We start from the raw sequence: 22884 nt of genomic DNA, 5'->3' as shown, positions 1-22884 counted from the left end.
TCTTAATCAAAAGCAATTTATAAGTAAGATTAAGATAAAATACAAGTTTATTTTATAATTTTTTAAGGAAAAATCAAATGAAAAGAACTTATCAGCCGCATGGCACTCCAAGAAAACGCACTCATGGTTTCCGTGTTCGTATGAAAACTAAAAATGGTCGCAAGGTGATCAATGCAAGACGCGCTAAAGGTAGAAAAAGACTTGCTGTGTGAAAAATTTTGATAAATTTAGCACAAACGAGGAATTTTCATCTGTATATAAAGTAGGTAAAAAATGGCATTGCGAAGGTGCGATCATTTTTTATCTGAATAGTTATGAAAAAAAAATAGCAGTTGTTGCTAGTAAAAAAGTTGGAAAAGCAGTGGTTAGAAATCGTTCAAAACGAATTTTAAGGGCTTTGTTTGCTAAGTTTGAAAGATATCTTCAAGATGGCAAATATATTTTTGTAGCTAAAAATGAAATCACTGAACTTTCTTTTTCTAGGTTAGAAAAAAATCTAAAATGGGGATTGAAAAAACTAGAATGTTTCAAATGATATGCCTAAAAATACTCCGTTTTTATCAGAAATTCTTAAGCCCTTTAAAACCCGCTGCTTGTAGGTATTATCCTAATTGTTCTGAGTATGCACTTTGGCAGTTTCAAAAAAAGAATTTTTTTCTAGCTTTTTTTTCTACTTTTTTTAGAATTTTAAGATGTAACCCTTTTTTTAAAGGGGGATTTGATTATCCTAGAGTTTCTAAAAATTTTTATCCTATGAATTTATGTTTTAAGCCTATATTTTTAGCAAAAAAACAACTTTGTTTTTTATACATACCTTATAAAAATAAAAGTTTTTATCTTATAAAAATCATCTTTAAAAGGACAAATCAGTGAATAATTCAAATAATATTTTTCAGCAAAAGCGTATACTTTTGGCTGTTGTGATTTCTTTTTTATTTTTTGTTGTTTATGATTATTTTTTCATTCCAAAGCAACCTTTAAAAATAGAACAAAACATTACACAACAAAATCAACAAAACACAAGCATAAATAACACTCCTAATATACAAAATACCACCACAAATACTCCAAGTGCGGCTTTAGTTTCGCAAGATAGTGTGATATCTAAGGTTCAAAGCAAACATTTTGAAGCACAAATTGACTCTTTTGGTAGAATTTCTGCTTTTTATTTAAAAGATAAAAAATACCAAAATGAGAAAGGGGAATTTATAAATCTTGTTAGCAAGGAAAATAGTCCTTATCCTTTAGAAATGCGTTTTAGTGATCCAAGTATTAACTCAGAGGCTTTTAAATTTCCTTATATTGCTAACTCTAGCAATCTTTTTGTTGATGAAAATGGAAGTCAAGTTTTAAAACTCACTCAAAATCTTTCCGGATTGAAAATCGAAAAAGATATTACTTTTTATCCAAAAGGAAATTATGAGATAGAAGTTAAACTCAGCAAAAATGCAAATTATTTTATAAGTCCAGGATATCGTCCAAATATTGCCGTAGATAGTTATACAGTTCATGGTGCTTTGGTAATGGATAATAAAGAAACCATCGAAACTTATAAAGATGGAGATCTAGAAAAGGATGAAAGTGCTAATAATGTCGTAATGACTTCGGCTTTTGATAGATACTATGCAACTTTCTTTTATAATTTTGATAAACCTTTAAATGTGGCAATCAGCAAGGATGCTAATAAAAACCCTATAGTTTTTGCTTATAGTGATAATGAATTTAAAGCAGGGGGTTATATAGGTTCTAAAGAACATGTGATTTTAAGAAGTATAGATCCACGCCTTGAAGCAGTTGTTGAATATGGTTGGTTTACTTTTATTGCTAAGCCTATGTTTGAGTTTTTGAATTTCTTACATCAGTATATAGGAAATTGGGGTTGGGCTATCGTTGTGATGACTTTAATTGTGCGTATTATTTTATTCCCACTAACTTATAAATCTATGATTTCTATGAATAAACTTAAAGATCTTGCTCCTAAAATGAAAGATATTAGAGAGCGTTATAAAGGCGATCCACAAAAAATGAATATGCACATGATGGAGCTTTATAAAAAACATGGTGCAAATCCTATGAGTGGTTGTTTGCCTATACTTTTACAAATTCCTATTTTCTTTGCTATTTATCGCGTTTTGCTTAATGCTATTGAGCTAAAAGCAGCTCCTTGGGCGTTTTGGATACATGATTTATCGGTAATGGATCCTTATTTTATTTTGCCTATTTTAATGGGTGCAACGATGTTTTTACAACAACTTATCACACCTATGACTATACAAGATCCTATGCAAGCTAAGATTATGAAATTTTTACCAGTGATTTTTACTTTTTTCTTTATCACTTTCCCAGCAGGACTTACGCTTTATTGGTTTGCAAATAATCTTTGTTCTTTGGTTCAACAATGGGTTATCAATAAAATATTTGCTAAAGAACATCACAAAAAAACAAGTGGAGCATGAAAAATGAAAATCGAAGCCATTGATCTTCAAAGTGCCTTAACAGAAGCTTCAAGAAGTTTAGAATGTTCTGTGATGGACTTAGAATATGAGATTATTCAGCATCCAAGAAAAGGTTTTTTTGGATTTGGAAGAAAAAAGGCAATTATAGAGGCTAAAGCAAAAAAAAGGATTTTGAAAAAAAATCCTAAAAAAGAATTTACAAGTTCAAAAAATCACAAACCAGAAATACATGAGCCAAAACAAGAAAACAAGATTGAAATAAAAAATGAAAAAAATAAAAGTCAAAAAGAAAAATACATAGTAAAAAGTGATGAAATTTTTGATAGTTTTCATCGAGAAAGCAAAGGAGTGCGTAATACTCAGGATATTTTAGATGAGATTCGTATTCAGCTTGTAAAACTTTTAGAAAGCTCCCAGTTTAAAATAGAGCTTAGTGAACTTAGAATGTATGATGAAGATTGTGTTTTGATTCGATTGGATGGGGAAGATGCTGCTTTGATGATAGGCAAAGAAGCACATCGTTACAAGGCTATTTCTTATCTTTTGCATAATTGGATCAATTTAAAATATAATCTTTTAGTGCGCCTTGAGATCGCTCAATTTTTAGAAAATCAAATTCAAGGTATGCAGCTTTATTTACAAAGCGTGATTGAAAAAATTAAAATTCATGGACGCGGACAAACCAAACCTTTAGATGGGGTTTTGATAAAAATCGCTTTAGAGCAGTTAAGAGCTGCATTTCCAGATAAGTATGTAGGAATTAAGCAAAATAATGATCAAAGATTTGTTGTAATAAACGACTTTTTCAAAAAAGATGAGTGATACTATAGCGGCTATTGCCACAGCTCATGGCGTGGGTTCGATTTCTATTGTAAGATTAAGCGGTGAAAGAGCTTTAGAATTTGCCTTAAAGCTTAGCCACAAAACCAAACTCACCCCCCGCCATGCTACTTTTACAAAACTTTTTAATCAAAACAATGAAATCATCGATGAAGCTATAATGATATATTTTAAAGCTCCTTATAGTTTTACAGGTGAAGATATAGTAGAGTTTCAAACTCATGGAGGATTTAGTGTGAGTGAAGTTTTACTCGAAGAACTTGTGAGTTTAGGGGCAAGACTTGCTTTAGCAGGAGAATTTAGCAAAAGAGCGTGTTTAAATGGCAAAATGACTCCTTTAAAAGCCTTAAATATACAAGATCTCATACTTTCAAAATCTGCGCTTGCAGCTAAAATTATAGCACGCAACATGCAAGGAAATCTAGGAGAACTTTTAGAAAAAATTCGTACAGATTTGGTTAAAACTTTAGCTTTTGTAGAAACTAGCATTGATTATGCTGATGATGATTTACCTTCTGATTTATTAGAACAAATTTCTACTATGTGTGAAGAAAATTCTAAAATTTTAAAAGAAGTTTATACACTTTCTCAAAGCAAAAAAGGACTTATAGAAGGTTTTAAAATCGCTATTGTAGGTAAGCCAAATGTAGGCAAATCCTCGCTTTTAAATGCCTTGCTTTCTTATGAAAGAGCTATTGTTTCAGATATAGCAGGCACCACTCGTGATACTATAGAAGAGAGCTTTAAATTAGGAACGCATTTATTACGCATTATAGATACAGCGGGTATTAGGGAAAGTAAAGATGTTATAGAACAAATCGGCGTAGCTTTAAGTAAAAAAAGTTTAGAAGATGCAGATATTATTTTGGCAGTCTTTGATGCTTCAAGAGTGCAAGATAAAGAAGATGAGAAAATTTTTGACTTATTAGCAAATACTGATAAAAAAATCTTTTGGATTTTAAATAAAAGTGATTTAGAAAATGTTTTCAAAAATACTCAAAATAAAAATTTTATCAAGCTTAGTGCTCAAAAAGATATCACTTTGTTAAAAGAAGAATTGCAAAATTATCTTAATTCTTTTGATAGCGAAGGTATTATGGTAAGTTCTTTAGATCTTATTAATGCTTGTAAAATTTCAAGTGAAGCGATTTTTAGAGCTAAAGGACTTTTAGAGGAAAGTTCTTTAGAACTTTTTGCTTTTGAACTTAATTTAGCTATTAATGAACTTGCAAGATTTACCAAAGATTTTCAAAGAGATGAAATTTTAGACGAAATGTTTGGTAATTTTTGCTTAGGAAAATGAAAGGATAAAAATGGATAAAGAAACCATAAAAGCACATAAAATCAGCGATGAAGAATATGCACAAATTTTAGAAATTTTAGGACGAGAACCAAATCTGTTAGAACTTGGGGTTATTTCTGCGATGTGGAGTGAGCATTGCTCTTATAAATCCAGTAAAAAATATCTTAATGGTTTTCCAACTAAAGCATCTTGGGTGATTCAAGGCCCAGGAGAAAACGCAGGGGTTATTGATATCGGGCAAGGTATGGCAGCAGTTTTTAAGGTAGAAAGTCACAATCATCCTAGCTTTATCGAACCTTTTGCAGGTGCGGCTACAGGAGTAGGGGGAATTTTACGTGATGTTTTTACTATGGGTGCAAGAGTGGTTGCAGGGCTAAATTCTTTAAAATTTGGTAATATTCATGATGAAAAATGCGGCAAACATCAAAAATACCTTGTTAAAGGTGTGGTAAATGGAATTTCTCATTATGGAAATTGCATGGGTGTGCCAACTATAGGTGGAGAATGTGCTTTTGATGAGTGTTTTAATGGAAATATCTTAGTTAATGCCTTTGCTTTAGGGATTTGTAAAAGTGAAGATATCTTTTATGCTAAGGCTGAAGGTGTAGGAAATCCTGTGATTTATGTAGGTTCAAAAACAGGGCGTGATGGACTTGGTGGAGCGGTTATGGCAAGTGATAGCTTTAACGAAGAAAGCAAATCTTTGCGTCCTACAGTGCAAATTGGCGATCCTTTCAGTGAAAAACTTCTTATGGAGGCTTGTTTAGAGCTTTTTAAAACCGATTATATTGTGGGTATTCAAGATATGGGTGCTGCAGGGCTTACTTCAAGTTCTTTTGAAATGGCAGGAAGAAGTGGCAGTGGCATGAAGCTTTACCTAGATAAAACTCCTATGCGTGAAAGCGGTATGACTCCTTATGAGTTAATGCTTAGCGAGTCTCAAGAAAGAATGCTTATTTGTGCAAAAAAAGGCTATGAAGATAAGGTTATAGAAATTTTTAAAAAATGGGATTTAGATGCTGTGGTTATGGGTGAGGTTACCAATACAGGAAAAATGGAACTTTTTTGGCATGATGAGCTTGTAGGGCTTATTCCTATCGAGCCTTTAAGTGAAAAAGCGCCGGTTTTAAGTCGTCCTATAAGTGAGCCAAAATATTTAAGTGAAATTAAAGACTATAAATTTGAGCTAAAATCAAGTGTTCAAGAGCTTTTTATACAAATGCTTCAAAATGAAAATATTAATAATAAAGCTTTTATTTATGATCAATTTGATTCAAGCGTGCAAACCAATACCATAAAAGCTGATGGAAAATTAGGTGCTAGTGTTATTCGTATCAAAGAAAATGGTGCAAGTGTGGCTATGGCTGTAGAATGTAACTCACGCTTAAATTATGTAAATCCTAAAATAGGAGCAGCTTTAGCAGTAGCTTCTGCAGGAAGAAAGGTTGCTTGCACAGGAGCTAAGCCTTTGGCAATAAGTGATTGTTTAAATTATGGAAATCCGCAAAATCCTGAAGTGATGTGGCAATTCGCACAAGGTTGCAAAGGTATTAAAGAAGCTTGTAAAGAGTTAAATACCCCAGTAGTAAGCGGCAATGTTTCACTTTATAATGAAACTGAAGGCGTAAGTATTTATCCAAGTCCTACTATAGTAAGCGTAGGGGTTTTAGAAGATGCAAATAAAACCTTAAAAGCTAGTTTTGAAAAAGAAAATTTAAGCGTTTATCTTTTGGGTGAAAGTTTAGGAGAATTTGGCGGATCTATGGTAATGAAAATCCAAGATAAAAAAGTATCAGGAAGTCTTAAAGAGCTTGATTATAAAGCTGAACTTGCACTTTGGGATTTGCTTTATAAAGCCAATCAAAATTCTTTACTTGAGTGTGCCAATAGCGTAGGAATAGGGGGTATTGCTATGACTTTGGCAAAAATGTTTGCTATTTCTAGTGTGGGTGCAAATTTAACAAGTGATTTTGATGATGAAAAAATGATTTTTGATGAGAGTGCAAGTCGTGCTATAGTAGGGCTTAGTAAAGAAAATGAAGAAGCTTTTTTAAATTTAGCTAAAGAATTTGGAGTAAAAGCTTATAAATTAGGTGTGAGTACAAGCCAAAAACATTTTAAACTTGATAGCATTGAGTTAAGCAAGGCTGAACTTGATAAGCTTTATTTTGAAAGTTTTAAAGAGCAAATCCAATGACTTTAGTTTTAATTATACTCGTTGTTTTGGTGTTTTACTGGTATTATAAAACTTGGGGAAAACAGGATTTTTTAAACTCAGCTACAAGAGGAGCTAAAGGCTTTGCTAAGGGTTTTGCTCGTGGGGTTATGGAAGAAAGAATGGATGAGTTTAAAAGGCGTATGAATTACTATGTTATCGCACTTTTGGCAAAAATTGCAAAAAGCGATGGCAGAGTAAGTGAAAATGAAGCTGAAATGATCAAAGATCTTTTAGATGCAAATGCCAAAGATGAAAAAGAAAGAGCTTTTTTAAAAGCAAGTTTTAACGAACATAAAGAAAATTTAAGCGATGCCTTTTATGTGGCAAAAGATTTTTTAAAAGAAGTGCCTTTACCTAAAAATGAGCGTTTTAATGTCTTGCGTGTGCTTGTTTTTATGGCTTTAATCGATGCAGATTTTAATGCTAAAAAGCGTGAAATTTTAGAGCAAATCGCTAAAGCCTTTGATATAGCAAAAAGCGAATTAGATGCTTTTATTGCAAGTCTTTCAAATTTAAAAAGTTCTAAAAAAGAATTAAGTCTTGATGAAGCTTTTGCTATTTTAGAACTTCCAAATAATGCAGATTTAAATGCGGTAAAAAAACAATACCGCAATTTAGCAAAAAAATACCATCCTGATATTTTAAACGCAAACAATGTCAGCGAAGAAGAGCTTAAAATCGGCGTAGAGAAATTTCAAAAAATCAACGAAGCTTATGAAAAAGTTAAAAAATATTTAGAAAGGTAAAAATGAGAGCATTACTTAGTGTGAGTGATAAAGAAGGCATAGTAGAATTTGGCAAAGAGCTTGAAAATTTAGGTTTTGAGATTCTTTCAACAGGCGGGACTTTTAAGCTTTTAAAAGAAAATGGAATAAAAGTTATAGAAGTGAGTGATTTTACAAAGAGTCCTGAGCTTTTTGAAGGGCGTGTGAAGACTTTGCACCCTAAGATTCACGGTGGGATTTTGCATAAAAGAAGCGATGAAAATCATATCAAACAAGCAAAAGAAAATGAAATTTTAGGCATTGATCTAGTTTGTGTAAATTTATATCCTTTTAAAAAAACTACCATTATGAGCGATGATTTTGATGAAATTATAGAAAATATCGACATAGGCGGACCTGCGATGATAAGAAGTGCAGCAAAGAACTATAAAGATGTGATGGTACTTTGCGATCCACTTGATTATGAAAAAGTGATTGAGACTTTAAAAAAAGGTCAAAATGATGAGAATTTTCGTTTAAATTTGATGATAAAAGCTTATGAGCATACAGCAAATTACGATGCTTATATTGCAAATTATATGAATGAACGCTTTAACGGAGGTTTTGGAGCGAGCAAATTTATAGTAGGACAAAAAGTATTTGATACAAAATATGGAGAAAATCCACATCAAAAAGGGGCTTTATACGAGTTTGATGTCTTTTTTAGCGCAAATTTCAAAGCCCTTAAAGGCGAAGCAAGTTTTAACAATCTAACCGATATTAACGCAGCTTTAAATTTGGCTAGTAGTTTCGATAAAGCTCCAGCTATTGCTATAGTAAAACATGGAAATCCTTGCGGTTTTGCTATAAAAGAAAATTTAGTACAAAGCTATATATATGCTTTAAAATGCGATAGCGTCAGTGCTTATGGAGGAGTGGTTGCAATCAATGGAACTCTTGATGAGGCTTTAGCAAATAAAATCAATGAAATTTATGTAGAAGTAATCATTGCAGCCAATGTAGATGAAAAAGCTTTAACTGTGTTTGAAGGTAAAAAACGCATTAAAATTTTCACTCAAGAAAGTCCGTTTTTAATCCGCAGTTTTGATAAATATGATTTTAAACATATTGATGGGGGTTTTGTATATCAAAACAGCGATGAAGTAGGCGAAGATGAGCTTAAAAATGCAAAGCTTATGAGTCAAAGAGAGGCAAGTAAGGAAGAATTAAAAGATCTTGAAATCGCTATGAAAATAGCAGCATTTACCAAATCAAACAATGTTGTTTATGTAAAAAATGGCGCTATGGTGGCTATAGGTATGGGTATGACAAGTAGAATCGATGCAGCAAAGGCAGCAATCGCTAAAGCTAAAGAAATGGGACTTGATTTGCAAGGTTGCGTTTTAGCAAGTGAAGCCTTTTTTCCTTTTAGAGATAGCATAGATGAAGCAAGTAAAGTAGGGGTTAAAGCTATAGTAGAACCAGGCGGAAGCATAAGAGATGATGAAGTGGTAAAGGCGGCTGATGAGTATGGTATGGCGCTTTATTTCACAGGCGTAAGACATTTTTTACATTAAGTTTAATGGAATGTTATGTTTTTTACACATAATTCAATAAAAATTAAATAAATTATGTGTAAAATATTTCCGAAAAATTTTATTTTTAGGAAACTATGATGTTTAAAACTATAGGATTTAAGGTTTCTGCTGCAATTTTTGTGGTGTTGCTTATAAGTTTTATTGTAATGCAAGTGATTTTAAATTTGGACTTTAAAAATACTGCCAATAAAATGAGCAGGGCAAATTTAGATACCGTAAGTACTTCTGTTTTTCAAACAATGAGAATGGCTATGAATTTAGGAGATCCTGAAAAAATTAAAGAAGCCATTGAAGATGCAAAAAGTATAGAGGGTATTAGTGATATTAAAATTTATCCTTCAAAAGATACTATAGATCTTTTTGAGATGAAAGCCCCTCAAATTTCAAATGATAAGCGTATTATAGAACAATTTTCAAATCCTAAAATTCAAGCTTTAGAAGAAAATGTAAATGGTGTTGTGCATTTAAGATTGATACGCCCTTTGATTGCAGATGAAAGTTGTGTTGCTTGTCATGCAAATGCTAATGTAGGGAGCGTGATAGGGGTTATGGATATATCGCATTCTTTAGAAGGTGTTCAAAAAGATATAAGTAAAACCAGTCAATCTTATATTATAATATTTACTATTGCTTTGATTTTTACCCTTTGTGTGGTTCTTTTAATGCTTAAAGTTGTTGTTGGAAAGCCTGTTTTAGAGCTTTTAAATCATGCTAAAGAATTAGCTCAAGGAAGTGGCAATTTAAAAGCTCGTATTTCAGTTAAAGGTCAAGATGAAATTGCTTTAGCTTGTGGATATATCAATCAATTTATCAAAAAAACTCACAAGGCAGTTAGCGGTGCAAGTCATAATTCAAAAAATGTAGAAAAACAAAGCAATCTTTTAAATTCAAATGCTATTTCTTTAAGTGATATCAGTTCACAAAGTCATAAGCAAATAGATCAAAGTTTTAAACTTGGTGCAAATGTTGGCAATGAACTTGGAGAACTTGCTAGTTTGTCAAATAAGGCAAATAGTGCCAATGAAAAATCCTTTTTATTATTAGAGCAAATGCTTAAATCTTTGTTTAATGTTGCTAATAAAGTATCAACAGTATCTCAAAATGAAAATGAATTGGCTAAAAAAGTTGAAAACATGGTTAATCAAGCAGGTAATATACAAAAAGCAACTCAAATGATGGATGAGATTGCAGATAAAACCAATTTACTATCCCTAAATGCTGGCATAGAAGCAGCTAGGGCTGGTGCATTTGGACGAGGTTTTTCTGTAATTGCTGAGGATGTTAGGCAGTTGGCTCAGAACAGTGAAGAATTTTTGGGAAATGTAGCTCAAATTACAAAAGAGCTTTTGCAAAGTATTAATGAGGTTAGCGCAGAATTAAAGAAAAATGCTCAAAGTATACAAGCTTTAAATGATGACACCACTTTATTGGTTGATGATGCTAATGAGGTTAAATTATGCAACGAAGATGCTAGGGCTTTGGTAACTCAATGTACTGAAAAAATAAAAATTTCCCAAGAGAATATACAAAATTTACTTTCTCGTATGCAAAAAAATGTCGAAGTAAGTGAAAAGAATGAAGAAATTTCTAAAATTCTGCTTCAAGTTGCAGATGAGTTAAAAATAGTGTGTCATAATCTCGAAAGCGAACTTAACCAATTTCAAATTTAAAGGAATAAAATGAAAAAAACGCTTCAAATTGCTTTAGCTGCAACTTTTTTTGCGGGTTGTGCTAGTACTTCTGTTACTTCATCTGCTTCTAAAGGTAATAATGAACTTGTGCAGAACCAGCTTTTCAAAATAGAAAAAATTATAGTTAATGGTAAAACTTTTGATCCAAAAAACGCAGAGGAAAGTCCAAATATTAGTTTTGAAAATAATAAATTTTATGGTTATTCAGGATGTAATCGTTTTTTTGGTTCTTACCAAACTAAGGCAGATACTTTGCAAATCGAAGGTGATCGCGTAGCTTCAACTCAAATGCTTTGTCACCCAATGGATGTAATGGATTTTGAAAATTCTTTCCTTTCAAATTTCAAAGGAACTTTTAAAATTTCAAATGAAAATGGAAAACTTGTTTTAAGTAATGATGAAATGAAAATCTTTTTTAAATAATACACTAAAGCCTCGAAATATCGAGGCAATCTTCTTAAATTTGACAAAATTCCAAAAAATGATACAATTATAATTTTATTATCAAAAAAGGTAGTTAAATGATAAAATCAATTCCTGAATGGAGCGAGCAAGAATACCTCATGCTTTCTTTACCTCATGAAAAAAGCGATTGGAGTTCATATTTAGAGAAAATTTTGCAAAGTTATAAAGAATTTGTAAAAGTGGTAAGTGAATTTCAAAAAGTTTTACTTATAGCTCCTAAACAGAGTGATTTTGAAAATTTTAAAGATATAAAAAATGTAGAGTTTTTTAAATGTGATACAAATGATACTTGGATACGCGATTTTGGAGCTATAGATATAGTAGAAAATGGTCGTTTAAAGGCTCTTGATTTTACTTTTAATGCTTGGGGAAATAAATTTCAAAGTGAGCTTGATAATGCTGTAAATTCTAAGCTTTTTAAAGAAAAATTTAAAGAGGGGCTTAAAAAGGTGGATTTTGTTTTAGAAGGAGGAAGCATTGACTTTAATGGAGAGGGTGTGATGCTTACAAGCTCTCATTGTCTTTTAAATGAAAATAGAAATTCTCATCTAAACAAAACTCAAATTGATACAAAATTAAAAGAAATTTTTGGTTTAAAGCAAATTATTTGGTTAGAAAATGGTTTCATAAAAGGTGATGATACAGATCATCATATCGATACCTTAGCAAGATTTATAGATAAAAATACCATAGCGCATTGTATTTGCGAAGATGAAGAGGATGAGCATTATTTGCCTTTGCAAAAAATGAAAGAAGAGCTTAAAAAAACAGGCTTTGATTTAGTAGAGCTTCCCATACCTAAGCCTTTATACTATGAAGGAAGAAGATTAGGAGCGACTTATGCGAATTTTGTTTTTATAAATAATGCTTTAATTGTGCCTTTTTATAAGGATAAAAATGATGAAATCATAGCTAAAAGACTTTCTAAAGCTTTACCTAGTCATAAAATTATAGGAGTAGATGCAAGAGTGTTTTTACGACAAAACGGTTCTTTGCATTGTTCTTGTCAAAATCGTTTCAAAGGTTTAAGATGAGTTTGCAAAAAAAAGCAACTCTTGTAGCAAGTTTATGTGCTATTGTTTTAGCCTTGGTTAAATTTATAGTAGGCTTAACAAGTGGTTCTGTTGCGGTGCTTTCAAGTGCGATTGATTCTTTAATGGATTTTGCTATTTCTGCTTTTAATTTTTTAGCTCTTAAAAAAAGCTCACAAAAGGCGAATGAAAATTATAATTTTGGTTTTTCTAAAATTGAAGCTTTAATGGGTTTGTTAGAAGGTGTTTTTATAGTTGGCGTGGGGATTTTTATTTTTTATGAGAGTATTTTAAAGATTTATTATAAAGAAGAAATTAAAGATTTAAATTCAAGCATCTATGTGATGATTTTTGCTTTAATTATGACTTTTTTTCTTGTACTTTTTTTAAATTATGTAGCTAAAAAAACCAAAAGTTTGATTATAGAAAGTGATGCTTTGCATTACAAAACAGATTGCTTAACCAATGCTTGTACTTTAGGGGCTTTGGTTTTGATTTATTTTACAAATTTACATATTATTGATGCTATTTTTGGGATAGTGATCAGTCTTTATACGGCATTTTCTGCTTTTAAAATCATTAAAAAAGCTTTGGCTTTTTTAATGGATGAGGCTTTACCTAAGGAACAAGTGGATAAAATTTGTATTTTGATTTCTAATAATCCTGAAATAATTTCCTATCATGAATTAAAGACGCGTAAAACTCCAAGTTGTAATTATTTAAGCGTGCATTTGGTTTTTTGCCCTATAATTTCGCTTTTAAATGCGCATAAAATTTCAGATGAAATAGAAGAAGGTGTGCGTAAGATGTTTGAAAATGAAAAATGGGATATACAAATTCATTTAGATCCTTATGATGATGCAGAACAAGAAAGGCAAAGACAATGAAAATCGCTTTAATACAACAAAAATTTCACTCAAACAAAGAACAAACTATAAAAAAAACTTGCGAATTTATAGAAGAAGCCTCTAAACAAGGAGCTGAGCTTATTTGTTTAGGAGAGCTTCATCAAAGTGAGTATTTTTGTCAAAGTGAAAATGTGGATTTTTTTGACTATGCTAATGATTATGAAAAAGATGTGAAATTTTGGGCAAATATAGCTAGAAAAAATCAAATAGTGCTTATTACTTCATTATTTGAAAAACGAAGTGCCGGACTTTATCATAATACTGCAGTGGTTTTTGAAAAAGATGGTTCTATAGCAGGTAAATATCGTAAAATGCACATACCTGATGATCCTTGTTTTTATGAAAAATTTTATTTTACTCCTGGAGATTTGGGTTTTGAACCTATAAATACAAGTTTAGGTAAGCTTGGAGTGCTTATTTGTTGGGATCAGTGGTATCCTGAAGCAGCAAGAATTATGGCTTTAAAAGGAGCTGAGATTCTTATTTATCCCACGGCAATTGGTTGGTTTGATAAGGATGAAGATGAAGAAAAACAAAGGCAGCTCAATGCTTGGCTTGGTGTTCAAAAAGGACATGCTATAGCTAATGGTTTATATGTAGTAGCTATCAATAGAGTAGGTTTTGAAAAAGATGTAAGTGGGGTAGAAGAGGGCATTAGATTTTGGGGAAATTCTTTTGTTTTTGGCCCTCAAGGTGAAGAACTTTGTCTTTTAGATTCTCAAAACGAATGTGTAAAAATCATAGAAATAGATAAAAAAAGAAGTGAAAATGTGCGTCGTTGGTGGCCTTTTTTGCGAGATAGACGCATAGAATATTTTGCAGATTTAACTAAAAGATTTATTGATTAAATCAATAAATCTTATTTGTTTTGTATATTTTCAAGATAGCTTTTTATTTGCTCTTTTTCTTGTTCGTTTAAATTTATAAAACTTATTTCTTTAAGTCTTGATAAAAGCAAATTATCTTCTAAAATTTCATTTTTTCCTATTTCTAAAGAAGTGATGACACTAGAACTTATGAGAAGTCTTTGGGTTGCATCTTTTCTTAAGCCCCATATATTATGTATGGCAATATTATTATCTGTAATTTGTCCTGCATAAAGCATAATATGTCCAGGTAAATAAAGTAAACTAAGATAAGCTTTCCCAAAGCGGTTTAAAAAATCTTTTTTTTGAGAATTACTAAGAGTGCTTATATCAAAATGATTAAAAGAATTTTTTTGTGCAGCTGAATTTCTTGGTAGATAAAGTCCAAAAGCTGAAAAGATATCACGAGTTAGTAAAGAACAATCTCTTTCAAAATTATAACCGCCCCAGCCATAAGGCAAATTTAAAACTTGTGAAAGTTGATTTTTTAAATTTTTATCATTGAATTGTAAAGGAAATTTAGATACATCTTTTTTAGAAATTTTATATTTTTTAGAACCTATTTTTCCATAAAAATAGTTTTTATCTTCTTTGTAGCAAGGATAAATAGCGCCAATTCTACTTTCAAAGAAAAATTTACCATCCTCGCTATAGATAGGAAATTTTTCTTTTAGTGGTGTGATAAAGTTAAGATTTTCATAGATTTTCGCTCTATCGTTTGAGAAAAATTCCAAATTTTTACTTTCAACAAATCCAAACCCAGCTTCACCTAAAACAAAAGCATAACGCTTATCTTTGCTGAAATGTGAAATTAAGACAGGGGTTCCAGCATTTAAAATGCCATCGCTTGCATAGTCAAAAGGAATTCCTTCATTTTCAAAAAAAGGATTTTTTAAGATAGCTCTTTGGGTTGGAAGATTTTTAACGATTGTATTTTGGATAATTAAAGCTTTTTGATTAAGTTTGCCAAATTCTTGGATATTTGCATTATTTATAGCGTTTTTAAACCATGAAAGTGGAATAATTTGTTTATTGAAAAAATAATAAGTATTTTTTGAATTTAAATATAAAGGAAAGGACCAAAAAATATTTTGTCCTTTGTAATTTTTAAATGAATCATGCCAAGGGTTAAAGAAATATTTTTTATATCGTTTTGCATCAAAATTAATATCGTAAGCAAATTGTGGCAAAATGCTTACATTTTGTTCGTATTCAAGTTTTGCATAATGTTGATTTTCATTTTTTTGTTCTAAATTTTCATGATGAAGTGAAGTTAAATTTTTTGTTGAACAAGCTGTTAAAAATAGCACTATAAAAGTAAAATATAAACAAGATTTCATAATCAACCTTTTAGAAAAAATAGTTATAATTAAAGCCAAGGAAATATAATGCTTGATAAACTAGAAAAAATTTTAGCTTATGATAATGTTTTTTTAAGTGGTGGTGCTGGAGTTGGTAAAAGCTTTTTGACAAATGAGCTTATCAAATCTTATAGAAAACAAAAAAAATTAGCCATAGCTCTTGGTTCTAGTGCTCTATCGGCGTTTAATATAGGCGGTGTTACTTTACACAGCTTTTTTTGTTTAGGGTATTGTGATGATATGATGAAATTAAACACATTGGATCGCAATCAAAAACAAAAAGAAAAATTAATAAAACTTAAAGAGCTTTTAAAAACGATTGAGCTTATTATTATCGATGAAATTTCCATGGTTAGCGCAAGTGTTTTTGAAATGATAGGCTTTAGACTTAAAAATTCTCAATTTAATGGAAAAATTTTAGTTGTAGGAGATTTTTTTCAACTGCCTCCCGTAATTAAAGAAAAAAAAGAAACTTTATTTAATCATTCTTATTATGCTTTTTCTTCATTTTTTTGGCAAGATTTAAATTTTAAGAACATTAAACTTTCTCAACCTAAAAGAACACAAAATATGGAATTTTATAACTATTTATCTTTGATTAGACAAGGTTTTTTAGATGAAAAAATTTTAAGCTTTTTTGAATCTTTGCGAATTGATTATAAAGAATTAGAAAATTTAGAAGATGATTATACTTTACTTTGTGGCATCAATAAAAAAGTAAACAATATTAATCAAGAAAAATTAAGCAAACTTGAGACCCCACTTGTATGCTTTAAGGCTCAGGTTAAAAAAGAAGATAAGAGAATAAAAGATGAAGAACTTGATTCTTGGATTAGAAGCTTAAATATATTGGAAGAATTAAATATTAAAATAGGTGCTCGTATTATTTTTTGTGTAAATAATTGGGATAAGAATTATTATAATGGTGAGCAAGGCATTATAGAAGATATTCTTTATGAAGAGGAGAAAATTTATATTAGTATTATTAAAAATAATGGGATGAAAATTTTACTTGAACCTTATACTTTTTTCATGGAAGAACTTGAACAATCAGGTAAAGATCTTGTTGTTAATATTCTTGCAAGTGTTACACAGTTTCCTATTAAATTAGCTTATGCTATTACTATACACAAATCACAAGGTATGAGCATTGAAAAATTAGTGTGTGATATTGATCATATTTTTGAAAATGGACAGCTTTATGTCGCTCTTTCTCGCGCTACAAATCCAAATACTTTAAAAATTTATTCTACAAAAAAGATAAATTTTGGATTTTATTTTGCTAATATTTTAAAAATAGATTCTAATGTGATTGATTTTTATAAAAAACATAATTTTTTAGATCTTGAAATACAAGAACAAATCATTTAAAGGCATTAAATGAAAAAAATATTTTTAAGTGTTTTTTTGGCTTTGAGTTTAAATGCTCAAAATCTTGAAATAGATAAAATAAGAACAGATTTGTATTCTAAAAGTGGAGCAAATGTTCTTAAAAAAGTTGAAATTTCTTTGGAATTTGATGGGAATAATTTAAAAGAAAATGAAAATAAGTTGATTGATGCTGTAAATACAGTAATTTCAGGGTTTTTTTACGAAGATATTTTTACAGAAATTGGAAAAAATAATTTTAAAAAAACTTTAGAAAAATTTTTAGATAAGAAGTATAAGATTAAATTAGATGATATATATATCATATCTTTAAGCGGAGTGGAAAAATTTGATTTAGAGGAGTTTAAACGCTTTTTAGAAAGTACTGAGGCTAAAGAGAAAGGTATGGGCAGCGAGGTAAAAAAAGCACTTGAAAACTTAGAAGTTCCTAAAACTCAAGTTCCTGGTGTTGAAAAGATCCCAACTCCTAGTGTTCCAAATTTAGAAGCCAAGCAAGTTGAACAGCTTTTCAAAGATTCAGATGAAGAAAATAAAAATGACAATGGAGAAATCAATATAGATAATTTAAATACACCTAAAATGACTCCAGATATAGAAGAAAAAATTAAAAGAGATTTAATCGCCAATCCTCCACAAATATTCAAAGAAAATAACGCAAGCAAGCCTTATCATTTACCACAAACAGGTTATGATATAAAGCTTGATGAAAATACAACGCAAAATTAGCGAACTATATCATAATTTTGCGGAATTTTTGCCTTAAAAACATCGGAATTAATTTTTGGATTTTTAATTTGATTGTTTAGATTGATTATAACATCATTTTCAAATTCATCTTTATAGGATATGCTTTGAATTTGCTCTTGATTGAGTTTAATTGTATAATTTATATTATCATATTTTGCTACAAGTTTATCTTTATCTATAAGACTTGCTTTTTTGAAAATTTCATTAAGATTTGGAATGTTATCAAGATGAGAGAAAATGACTTGCTCTAGATCGTGCTCTATTATGGTTACTTGATTTTTGTTAATATAAATCTCTTTTTTACTAGGAGTATCATAACTCCAATATGCTTGATCTTTACTCAGTATAAAATGTCCAGAATAAGAAAGTGTAGAGTTTTTGGATTTTACTATTTGGATAAAATCGCTTGAAAAGGTATTAAAATTAAGATCAAGGGCAAAAAGTTGTCCTATAAAAATAAAAAATATCAAGAATGTTTTTTTCATTTATTTTCCTTAAAAAAATTATATTTTTTATATCATTCTAGCTAATTTTAATTAAATAATCGTTATAATGGTAGTTTGAAAAATTTATAAAGGTTTAAAAATGTTTTTAAATACCTTAAAAGCCGTTTTTGGAACAAAAAATGATCGTGAAGTTAAAAAATACTTCAAGCGTGTAGCACAAATCAATGCTTTAGAAGGCAAATATCAAAATTTAAGCGATGATGAATTAAAAGCCGAATTTGCAAAATTTAAAGAGCAAATTTTAAGCGGAGAAAAAAACGAAAATGATATCTTAAATGATGTTTTTGCTATAGTCAGAGAGACAGGTAAGAGAACTTTAAATATGCGTCATTTTGATGTGCAGTTAATCGGTGGTATGGTTTTACACGATGGAAAAATCGCAGAAATGAAAACAGGAGAAGGTAAAACCCTTGTAGCGACCTTGCCTGTAGTTTTAAATGCCATGAGTGGCAAAGGCGTACATGTCGTTACAGTGAATGATTATCTAGCCAAAAGAGATGCTGAGCAAATGAGTGCGATTTATAATTTTTTAGGTTTTAGCGTAGGCGTGATTCTTTCTTCTCAAAATAGTGACATAGAGCACAAGCAAGCTTATGATTGCGATATTACTTATGGAACCAATAATGAGTTTGGTTTTGATTATTTGCGTGATAATATGAAATTTTCAAAAGTTGAAAAAGTTCAAAGAGAGCATAATTTTGTTATTGTAGATGAAGTAGATAGTATTTTAATTGATGAGGCAAGAACTCCGCTTATCATCAGCGGCCCTACAAATCGCACTTTAGATGGTTATATTAAAGCCAATGAAGTAGCTAAGCAAATGCAAAAAGGCGAAGCAGTTTTACCTCCTGCAAAACCTGAGGGTGATTTTGTGGTAGATGAGAAAAATCGTAGTGTTTTGATTACCGAAGCAGGTATTGCTAAGGCTGAAAAACTTTTTGGTGTAGAAAATTTATACAGTCTTGATAATGCTATCTTAGCACATCAGCTTGATCAAGCTTTAAAGGCACATAATCTTTTTGAAAAAGATGTGCATTATGTTTTAAGAAATAATGAAGTTATCATCGTTGATGAATTTACAGGGCGTTTAAGTGAAGGACGTCGTTTTAGCGAAGGATTGCATCAAGCTTTAGAAGCCAAAGAAAATGTAAAAATTCAAGAAGAAAGCCAAACACTAGCAGATATTACTTTTCAAAATTATTTTAGAATGTACAATAAACTTGCAGGTATGACAGGAACTGCACAAACAGAAGCGACTGAATTTTCTCAAATTTATAGTTTAGATGTTATTTCTATACCGACAAATATTCCTATTAAAAGACAAGATAAAGATGATCTTATCTATAAAACTCAAAATGAAAAATTTAAAGCCGTAATTGAAGAGATTAAAAAAGCCAATGCTAAAGGTCAGCCTGTGCTCGTAGGAACCGCAAGTATAGAGCGCAGTGAAGTTTTTCACAATATGCTTGTAAAAGAGAAAATCCCTCATCATGTTTTAAATGCTAAAAATCACGAGCAAGAAGCTTTGATTATCCAAGATGCAGGTAAAAAAGGTGCCGTAACTATCGCTACAAATATGGCAGGTCGTGGTGTGGATATAAAAATCGATGATGAGATTAGGGCTTTGGGTGGGCTTTATATCATAGGTACAGAAAGACATGAAAGCCGCCGTATTGATAATCAACTTCGTGGTCGTGCAGGAAGGCAGGGCGATCCTGGAATAAGTCGTTTTTATCTAAGTTTAGAAGATAATCTTTTAAGAATTTTTGGCGGGGATCGTATTAAAAGCATTATGGATCGCTTAGGTATAGAAGAGGGCGAAAGCATAGAGTCAAGAATCGTTACAAGAGCGGTTGAAAATGCGCAAAAAAAAGTAGAAAGCTTACATTTTGAAAGCAGAAAGCATTTGTTAGAATACGATGATGTAGCAAATGAACAAAGAAAAACTATTTATCGTTATCGTAATGAGCTTTTAGATGAAAACTATGATATTAGAGCTAAAATTTCTCAAAATATCGCTGAATATAGCGCAAATGTAATGAATGATTATATGCTTGATGAAAGCGGTTTTAATGTAAATTTTGAAAATTTGAAAGCAAAAATTTTATATGAGTGTTCAACTCAGATTAGTGAAAAAGATTTTGAAAATTTAAGCGTCATTGAAATGCAAGATAAGCTAAGTCAAATTCTTGAAAATTCTTATAACGAAAAGATGTCAAGACTTGAGATTAAAGAATTGCGTAATATAGAGCGTATTTTATATTTGCAAGTTTTGGATAATGCTTGGAGAGAGCATTTGTATCAAATGGATATTTTAAAAACAGGAATAGGACTTCGCGGATACAATCAAAAAGATCCTCTTGTGGAATATAAGAAAGAAAGTTATAATCTTTTCTTGGAGCTAGTTAATCGTATTAAATTTGATAGTATTAAACTACTTTTTAGTGTGCAATTTAATCAAGAAGAGGTACAAAATTTAGAAAATAAAGCCAATGAAGAAAATGAAAAGCTACTTCAAAGCTCAGTAGAAATGGGCGCAAGCGAAGATAATCTTGGCGAAGCTGAGTTTAAAAAAGTTCCACGCAATGCTCCTTGTCCTTGCGGAAGTGGAAAAAAATTTAAAGAATGCCATGGAAAAAGTGGTCCTAAGCAAGGAATTTTAGCTTGAATAAAAGCGTTTTAAAATATTTACTTTTTAAATATTTAAGATTTGATAAAGAACAACCCTTTATCAATCTTTCTATGCTTTTGGCCTTTTTGGGAGTTTGTGTAGGACTTTGCGTTTTGCTTGTAGCTATGGCAATTATGAATGGTTTTGATAAAGAATTTGAAAAACGCTTTTTTGTGATGAATTATCCTATTACTATTTTGCCTAAATTTTACGCTCCTGTAAATGATGAATTTATAGATGAGTTAAGAAAAACATTTCCAAATTTGTTATTTAGCCCTTATATAAGCACTCAAGTTGTTGTAAAGGGAGATAATCGTTTTGAAGGTGGTGTGCTTTTTGGCGTTAATTTTAATGATGAAAAAAAAATAAACGAAGTGGTTGCTAAAGCTTTAAAGGATGAGAATTTAAGTGGTTTTGATATACTTGTAGGATCAGCACTTATTGATGAATTTGGTTTGCATAAAAATGACAAACTTTCACTTATTTTTTCAAATCTTAATCCTAGTGGATTTTCTTTAGTACCGCAAACTAAACGTTTTGATGTTAAAGCGCGTTTTACTTCAGGGCTTGCATTTTATGATAAAGCTTATATGTACACAGATGTTGATGCATTGAAAAAGGTACTTGGAATGCCTAAAAATCCAAATTATGATGGAGTTCATGTATATAGTGATAATGCTTTTAAGGATGTTGAAAAAATTAAATCTTATTTAAAAGACGATTATGCTGTAGTAGGTTGGTGGGAACAAAATAAAAATTTCTTTTCAGCCTTAGAGCTTGAGAAAAGAGCGCTTTTTATAGTGTTGATGCTTATTATTTTGGTTGCAAGTTTAAATATAGTAAGTTCTTTATTGATGATAGTAATGAATCGTCGCAGTGAAATAGCACTTTTACTTGCCCTAGGTGCAAGCAAAAATGAGGTAAAAAAGAGTTTTTTTGCCTTAGGCATGCTTATTGGCGGCGGCGGTATGATAGTGGGTGTGATGCTTGCATTTTTTGCTTTATGGCTTTTAGGAAATTTTGATATTGTAACTTTACCTGCTGATGTTTATGGAACTAGTAAATTACCACTTGATTTGTCTTTAATGGATTTTTCTTTAACCATTATAGGTGCTTTAATAATCATAGCTTTATCGTCTTTTTATCCTGCAAAAAAAGCAACTCAAATTAACATTTTAGATACTTTAAGAAATGAATAAATTGTAATTTTGGAGATTTTTATTGTCTTTGTTTATCCAAAAAAATAAGAATTTTAAACCTTTAAAACCTCTATCAAAGTCAAAAATAATCACTAATTTAATTCTTTTGATTTTATTTTTAATATTGTTTTGTTATTGTAGTTTTAGTATAAGTGCTTATCATTTTGATTTTAGTGCAATTGCGACCTATAAAGAAAAATTTCTTCAAGGTTTTTTAAATACTTTAATAATCAGTTTTTTTTCTTTATTACTGAGTATAATTTTGGGTGGAGTTTTTTGTGCTTTTTCTTTAAGTTCAATTGTTTTTTTAAGATTTTTATCTATATTTTACATAGAGCTTATCAGAGGAACCCCTTTACTAGTGCAGGTATTATTGATATATTATATCGTTGCAAATAATTTAGGACTTGATAATCGATATGTGGCTGGAGTTATTATTTTATCATGTTTTTCTGCTGCTTACTTAGCTGAAATATTTAGAGCTGGAATTTTAAGTATTTCTATATCTCAGCTTGAGAGCGCTAGGGCTTTAGGGTTAAAAGAGATGCAGGTTTTTGCGTATGTAATTTTGCCCCAAGCTTTAAAAAATATTTTAGCACCTCTGAGTGGACAATTTGCAAATTTAATTAAAGATAGTTCATTATTAAGCGTTATTGCTGTAAATGAATTAACCCAAAGTGCACAAGAGATAAATTCTTATACTTTTGCTACTCTTGAAGCTTATGTAATTTTGGCTATTACATATCTTGTTTTGACTTTACCTATAAATATATTTTCTCGTTATTTGGAGAGAAAATGCCAAAAATGATTTAAAAAAGCTTGACAAATAGAGCTAATTTTGGCATAATCACATTTTTATTTCAGAAAATGTCTCGTTAGCTCAGCCGGTAGAGCATCTCCCTTTTAAGGAGGGGGCCGTTGGTTCGAATCC

The 22884-nt window shown here is 30.6% G+C and carries 21 protein-coding genes; 19 read left to right on the top strand and 2 right to left on the bottom strand.

The genetic code is table 11. From position 1 onward, the window contains the following. Positions 1-77 precede the first annotated feature (77 nt). The 14 genes from rpmH (at position 78) to AJ881_RS00630 (ending at position 14062) form a co-directional block, all read left to right on the top strand. Positions 78-212 (top strand): 50S ribosomal protein L34, encoded by a 135-nt coding sequence (rpmH, locus tag AJ881_RS00695; RefSeq protein WP_002776864.1) that lies wholly within the window; start codon positions 78-80, stop codon positions 210-212. After that, entirely contained in the window at positions 209-535 is a 327-nt protein-coding gene (gene rnpA / locus AJ881_RS00690) for a ribonuclease P protein component (RefSeq protein WP_002938114.1), read from the top strand. The genes rpmH and rnpA overlap by 4 nt, the downstream gene beginning before the upstream one ends. Then, positions 532-873 (top strand): membrane protein insertion efficiency factor YidD, encoded by a 342-nt coding sequence (gene yidD / locus AJ881_RS00685; protein ID WP_002861708.1) that lies wholly within the window; start codon positions 532-534, stop codon positions 871-873. The genes rnpA and yidD overlap by 4 nt, the downstream gene beginning before the upstream one ends. Further along, the gene (yidC, locus tag AJ881_RS00680; RefSeq protein ID WP_070282511.1) at positions 870-2456 is read left to right on the top strand and encodes a membrane protein insertase YidC; all 1587 of its coding nucleotides are present in this window, start codon (positions 870-872) and stop codon (positions 2454-2456) included. Before yidD ends, yidC begins: the two co-directional genes overlap by 4 nt. A gap of 3 nt (positions 2457-2459) precedes the next feature. Next, the gene (locus tag AJ881_RS00675) at positions 2460-3278 is read left to right on the top strand and encodes a Jag N-terminal domain-containing protein (protein WP_070282513.1); all 819 of its coding nucleotides are present in this window, start codon (positions 2460-2462) and stop codon (positions 3276-3278) included. Beyond that, positions 3271-4599 (top strand): tRNA uridine-5-carboxymethylaminomethyl(34) synthesis GTPase MnmE, encoded by a 1329-nt coding sequence (gene mnmE / locus AJ881_RS00670; protein ID WP_070282515.1) that lies wholly within the window; start codon positions 3271-3273, stop codon positions 4597-4599. The genes AJ881_RS00675 and mnmE overlap by 8 nt, the downstream gene beginning before the upstream one ends. 10 nt (positions 4600-4609) lie before the next feature. After that, the gene (gene purL, locus AJ881_RS00665; RefSeq protein ID WP_070282517.1) at positions 4610-6796 is read left to right on the top strand and encodes a phosphoribosylformylglycinamidine synthase subunit PurL; all 2187 of its coding nucleotides are present in this window, start codon (positions 4610-4612) and stop codon (positions 6794-6796) included. Then, positions 6793-7563 carry a J domain-containing protein gene (locus tag AJ881_RS00660; RefSeq protein ID WP_044780274.1) on the top strand — a complete coding sequence of 257 codons (771 nt, stop codon included), beginning with the start codon at positions 6793-6795 and terminating at the stop codon, positions 7561-7563. The genes purL and AJ881_RS00660 overlap by 4 nt, the downstream gene beginning before the upstream one ends. Before the next feature lie 2 nt (positions 7564-7565). Beyond that, a complete protein-coding gene (purH, locus tag AJ881_RS00655) occupies positions 7566-9098 on the top strand; it encodes a bifunctional phosphoribosylaminoimidazolecarboxamide formyltransferase/IMP cyclohydrolase (protein WP_070282519.1) in 1533 nt (510 codons plus the stop codon). Positions 9099-9196: 98 nt separating this feature from the next. Beyond that, positions 9197-10789: a methyl-accepting chemotaxis protein gene (locus tag AJ881_RS00650; RefSeq protein WP_070282521.1), complete on the top strand. Its 1593-nt coding sequence runs from the start codon at positions 9197-9199 to the stop codon at positions 10787-10789. Positions 10790-10798: 9 nt separating this feature from the next. After that, entirely contained in the window at positions 10799-11233 is a 435-nt protein-coding gene (locus tag AJ881_RS00645) for an META domain-containing protein (RefSeq protein ID WP_002861701.1), read from the top strand. 98 nt (positions 11234-11331) lie between these two features. Then, positions 11332-12309, top strand: a complete 978-nt coding sequence (locus AJ881_RS00640; protein ID WP_070285330.1) for an agmatine deiminase family protein — start codon at positions 11332-11334, stop codon at positions 12307-12309. Beyond that, positions 12306-13193: a cation diffusion facilitator family transporter gene (locus AJ881_RS00635; RefSeq protein ID WP_002861699.1), complete on the top strand. Its 888-nt coding sequence runs from the start codon at positions 12306-12308 to the stop codon at positions 13191-13193. Before AJ881_RS00640 ends, AJ881_RS00635 begins: the two co-directional genes overlap by 4 nt. Further along, positions 13190-14062 carry an N-carbamoylputrescine amidohydrolase gene (locus tag AJ881_RS00630; protein WP_002871473.1) on the top strand — a complete coding sequence of 291 codons (873 nt, stop codon included), beginning with the start codon at positions 13190-13192 and terminating at the stop codon, positions 14060-14062. Before AJ881_RS00635 ends, AJ881_RS00630 begins: the two co-directional genes overlap by 4 nt. A gap of 11 nt (positions 14063-14073) precedes the next feature. Here AJ881_RS00630 and AJ881_RS00625 read toward each other — a convergent pair whose 3' ends face one another. After that, a complete protein-coding gene (locus AJ881_RS00625) occupies positions 14074-15420 on the bottom strand; it encodes an SH3 domain-containing C40 family peptidase (protein WP_070261209.1) in 1347 nt (448 codons plus the stop codon). Positions 15421-15468: 48 nt separating this feature from the next. On the opposite strand from AJ881_RS00625, the gene pif1 reads away from it, so the two are divergent. Both pif1 and AJ881_RS00615 read left to right on the top strand, forming a co-directional pair. Beyond that, positions 15469-16812 carry an ATP-dependent DNA helicase Pif1 gene (gene pif1 / locus AJ881_RS00620; protein WP_002881640.1) on the top strand — a complete coding sequence of 448 codons (1344 nt, stop codon included), beginning with the start codon at positions 15469-15471 and terminating at the stop codon, positions 16810-16812. Between the two features lie 9 nt (positions 16813-16821). Continuing rightward, positions 16822-17556, top strand: coding sequence for a hypothetical protein (locus AJ881_RS00615; protein WP_002861695.1), 735 nt, complete (start codon positions 16822-16824; stop codon positions 17554-17556). Here the strand turns inward: AJ881_RS00615 and lolA are convergent. After that, positions 17553-18062, bottom strand: a complete 510-nt coding sequence (gene lolA / locus AJ881_RS00610) for a LolA-like outer membrane lipoprotein chaperone (protein WP_002871477.1) — start codon at positions 18060-18062, stop codon at positions 17553-17555. The genes AJ881_RS00615 and lolA overlap by 4 nt on opposite strands. A gap of 100 nt (positions 18063-18162) precedes the next feature. Between lolA and secA the strand changes: the two genes are divergently transcribed. Genes secA through AJ881_RS00595 form a run of 3 tightly spaced genes read left to right on the top strand, consistent with a single transcriptional unit; the run spans position 18163 to position 22761 of the window. Beyond that, positions 18163-20751 carry a preprotein translocase subunit SecA gene (gene secA / locus AJ881_RS00605; protein WP_070280754.1) on the top strand — a complete coding sequence of 863 codons (2589 nt, stop codon included), beginning with the start codon at positions 18163-18165 and terminating at the stop codon, positions 20749-20751. Further along, positions 20748-21953: an ABC transporter permease gene (locus AJ881_RS00600; RefSeq protein WP_002861692.1), complete on the top strand. Its 1206-nt coding sequence runs from the start codon at positions 20748-20750 to the stop codon at positions 21951-21953. Before secA ends, AJ881_RS00600 begins: the two co-directional genes overlap by 4 nt. Positions 21954-21975: 22 nt before the next feature. After that, complete coding sequence (locus AJ881_RS00595; RefSeq protein WP_070282525.1) at positions 21976-22761, top strand: amino acid ABC transporter permease; 786 nt, start codon at positions 21976-21978, stop codon at positions 22759-22761. Positions 22762-22884 lie beyond the last annotated feature (123 nt).

The sequence above is a fragment of the Campylobacter sp. BCW_6460 genome (assembly GCF_001762705.1).
In the GTDB taxonomy this organism is placed as follows: domain Bacteria; phylum Campylobacterota; class Campylobacteria; order Campylobacterales; family Campylobacteraceae; genus Campylobacter_D; species Campylobacter_D jejuni.
The sequence above is the reverse complement of the archived record's forward strand: the minus strand, read 5'-3'. Positions and strand labels throughout refer to the sequence as shown.

Excerpts from the sequence above, each read along its gene's own strand:
- pif1 (WP_002881640.1), top strand. The coding sequence starts at position 15,469 with ATGCTTGATAAACTAGAAAAAATTTTAGCTTATGATAATGTTTTTTTA.
- AJ881_RS00615 (WP_002861695.1), top strand. The coding sequence starts at position 16,822 with ATGAAAAAAATATTTTTAAGTGTTTTTTTGGCTTTGAGTTTAAATGCT.
- AJ881_RS00625 (WP_070261209.1), bottom strand. The coding sequence starts at position 15,420 with ATGAAATCTTGTTTATATTTTACTTTTATAGTGCTATTTTTAACAGCT.
- lolA (WP_002871477.1), bottom strand. The coding sequence starts at position 18,062 with ATGAAAAAAACATTCTTGATATTTTTTATTTTTATAGGACAACTTTTT.
- purH (WP_070282519.1), top strand. The coding sequence starts at position 7,566 with ATGAGAGCATTACTTAGTGTGAGTGATAAAGAAGGCATAGTAGAATTT.
- secA (WP_070280754.1), top strand. The coding sequence starts at position 18,163 with ATGTTTTTAAATACCTTAAAAGCCGTTTTTGGAACAAAAAATGATCGT.
- rpmH (WP_002776864.1), top strand. The coding sequence starts at position 78 with ATGAAAAGAACTTATCAGCCGCATGGCACTCCAAGAAAACGCACTCAT.
- AJ881_RS00675 (WP_070282513.1), top strand. The coding sequence starts at position 2,460 with ATGAAAATCGAAGCCATTGATCTTCAAAGTGCCTTAACAGAAGCTTCA.
- yidD (WP_002861708.1), top strand. The coding sequence starts at position 532 with ATGATATGCCTAAAAATACTCCGTTTTTATCAGAAATTCTTAAGCCCT.
- AJ881_RS00630 (WP_002871473.1), top strand. The coding sequence starts at position 13,190 with ATGAAAATCGCTTTAATACAACAAAAATTTCACTCAAACAAAGAACAA.
- AJ881_RS00645 (WP_002861701.1), top strand. The coding sequence starts at position 10,799 with ATGAAAAAAACGCTTCAAATTGCTTTAGCTGCAACTTTTTTTGCGGGT.
- AJ881_RS00650 (WP_070282521.1), top strand. The coding sequence starts at position 9,197 with ATGTTTAAAACTATAGGATTTAAGGTTTCTGCTGCAATTTTTGTGGTG.
- AJ881_RS00660 (WP_044780274.1), top strand. The coding sequence starts at position 6,793 with ATGACTTTAGTTTTAATTATACTCGTTGTTTTGGTGTTTTACTGGTAT.
- mnmE (WP_070282515.1), top strand. The coding sequence starts at position 3,271 with ATGAGTGATACTATAGCGGCTATTGCCACAGCTCATGGCGTGGGTTCG.
- purL (WP_070282517.1), top strand. The coding sequence starts at position 4,610 with ATGGATAAAGAAACCATAAAAGCACATAAAATCAGCGATGAAGAATAT.
- AJ881_RS00640 (WP_070285330.1), top strand. The coding sequence starts at position 11,332 with ATGATAAAATCAATTCCTGAATGGAGCGAGCAAGAATACCTCATGCTT.
- AJ881_RS00635 (WP_002861699.1), top strand. The coding sequence starts at position 12,306 with ATGAGTTTGCAAAAAAAAGCAACTCTTGTAGCAAGTTTATGTGCTATT.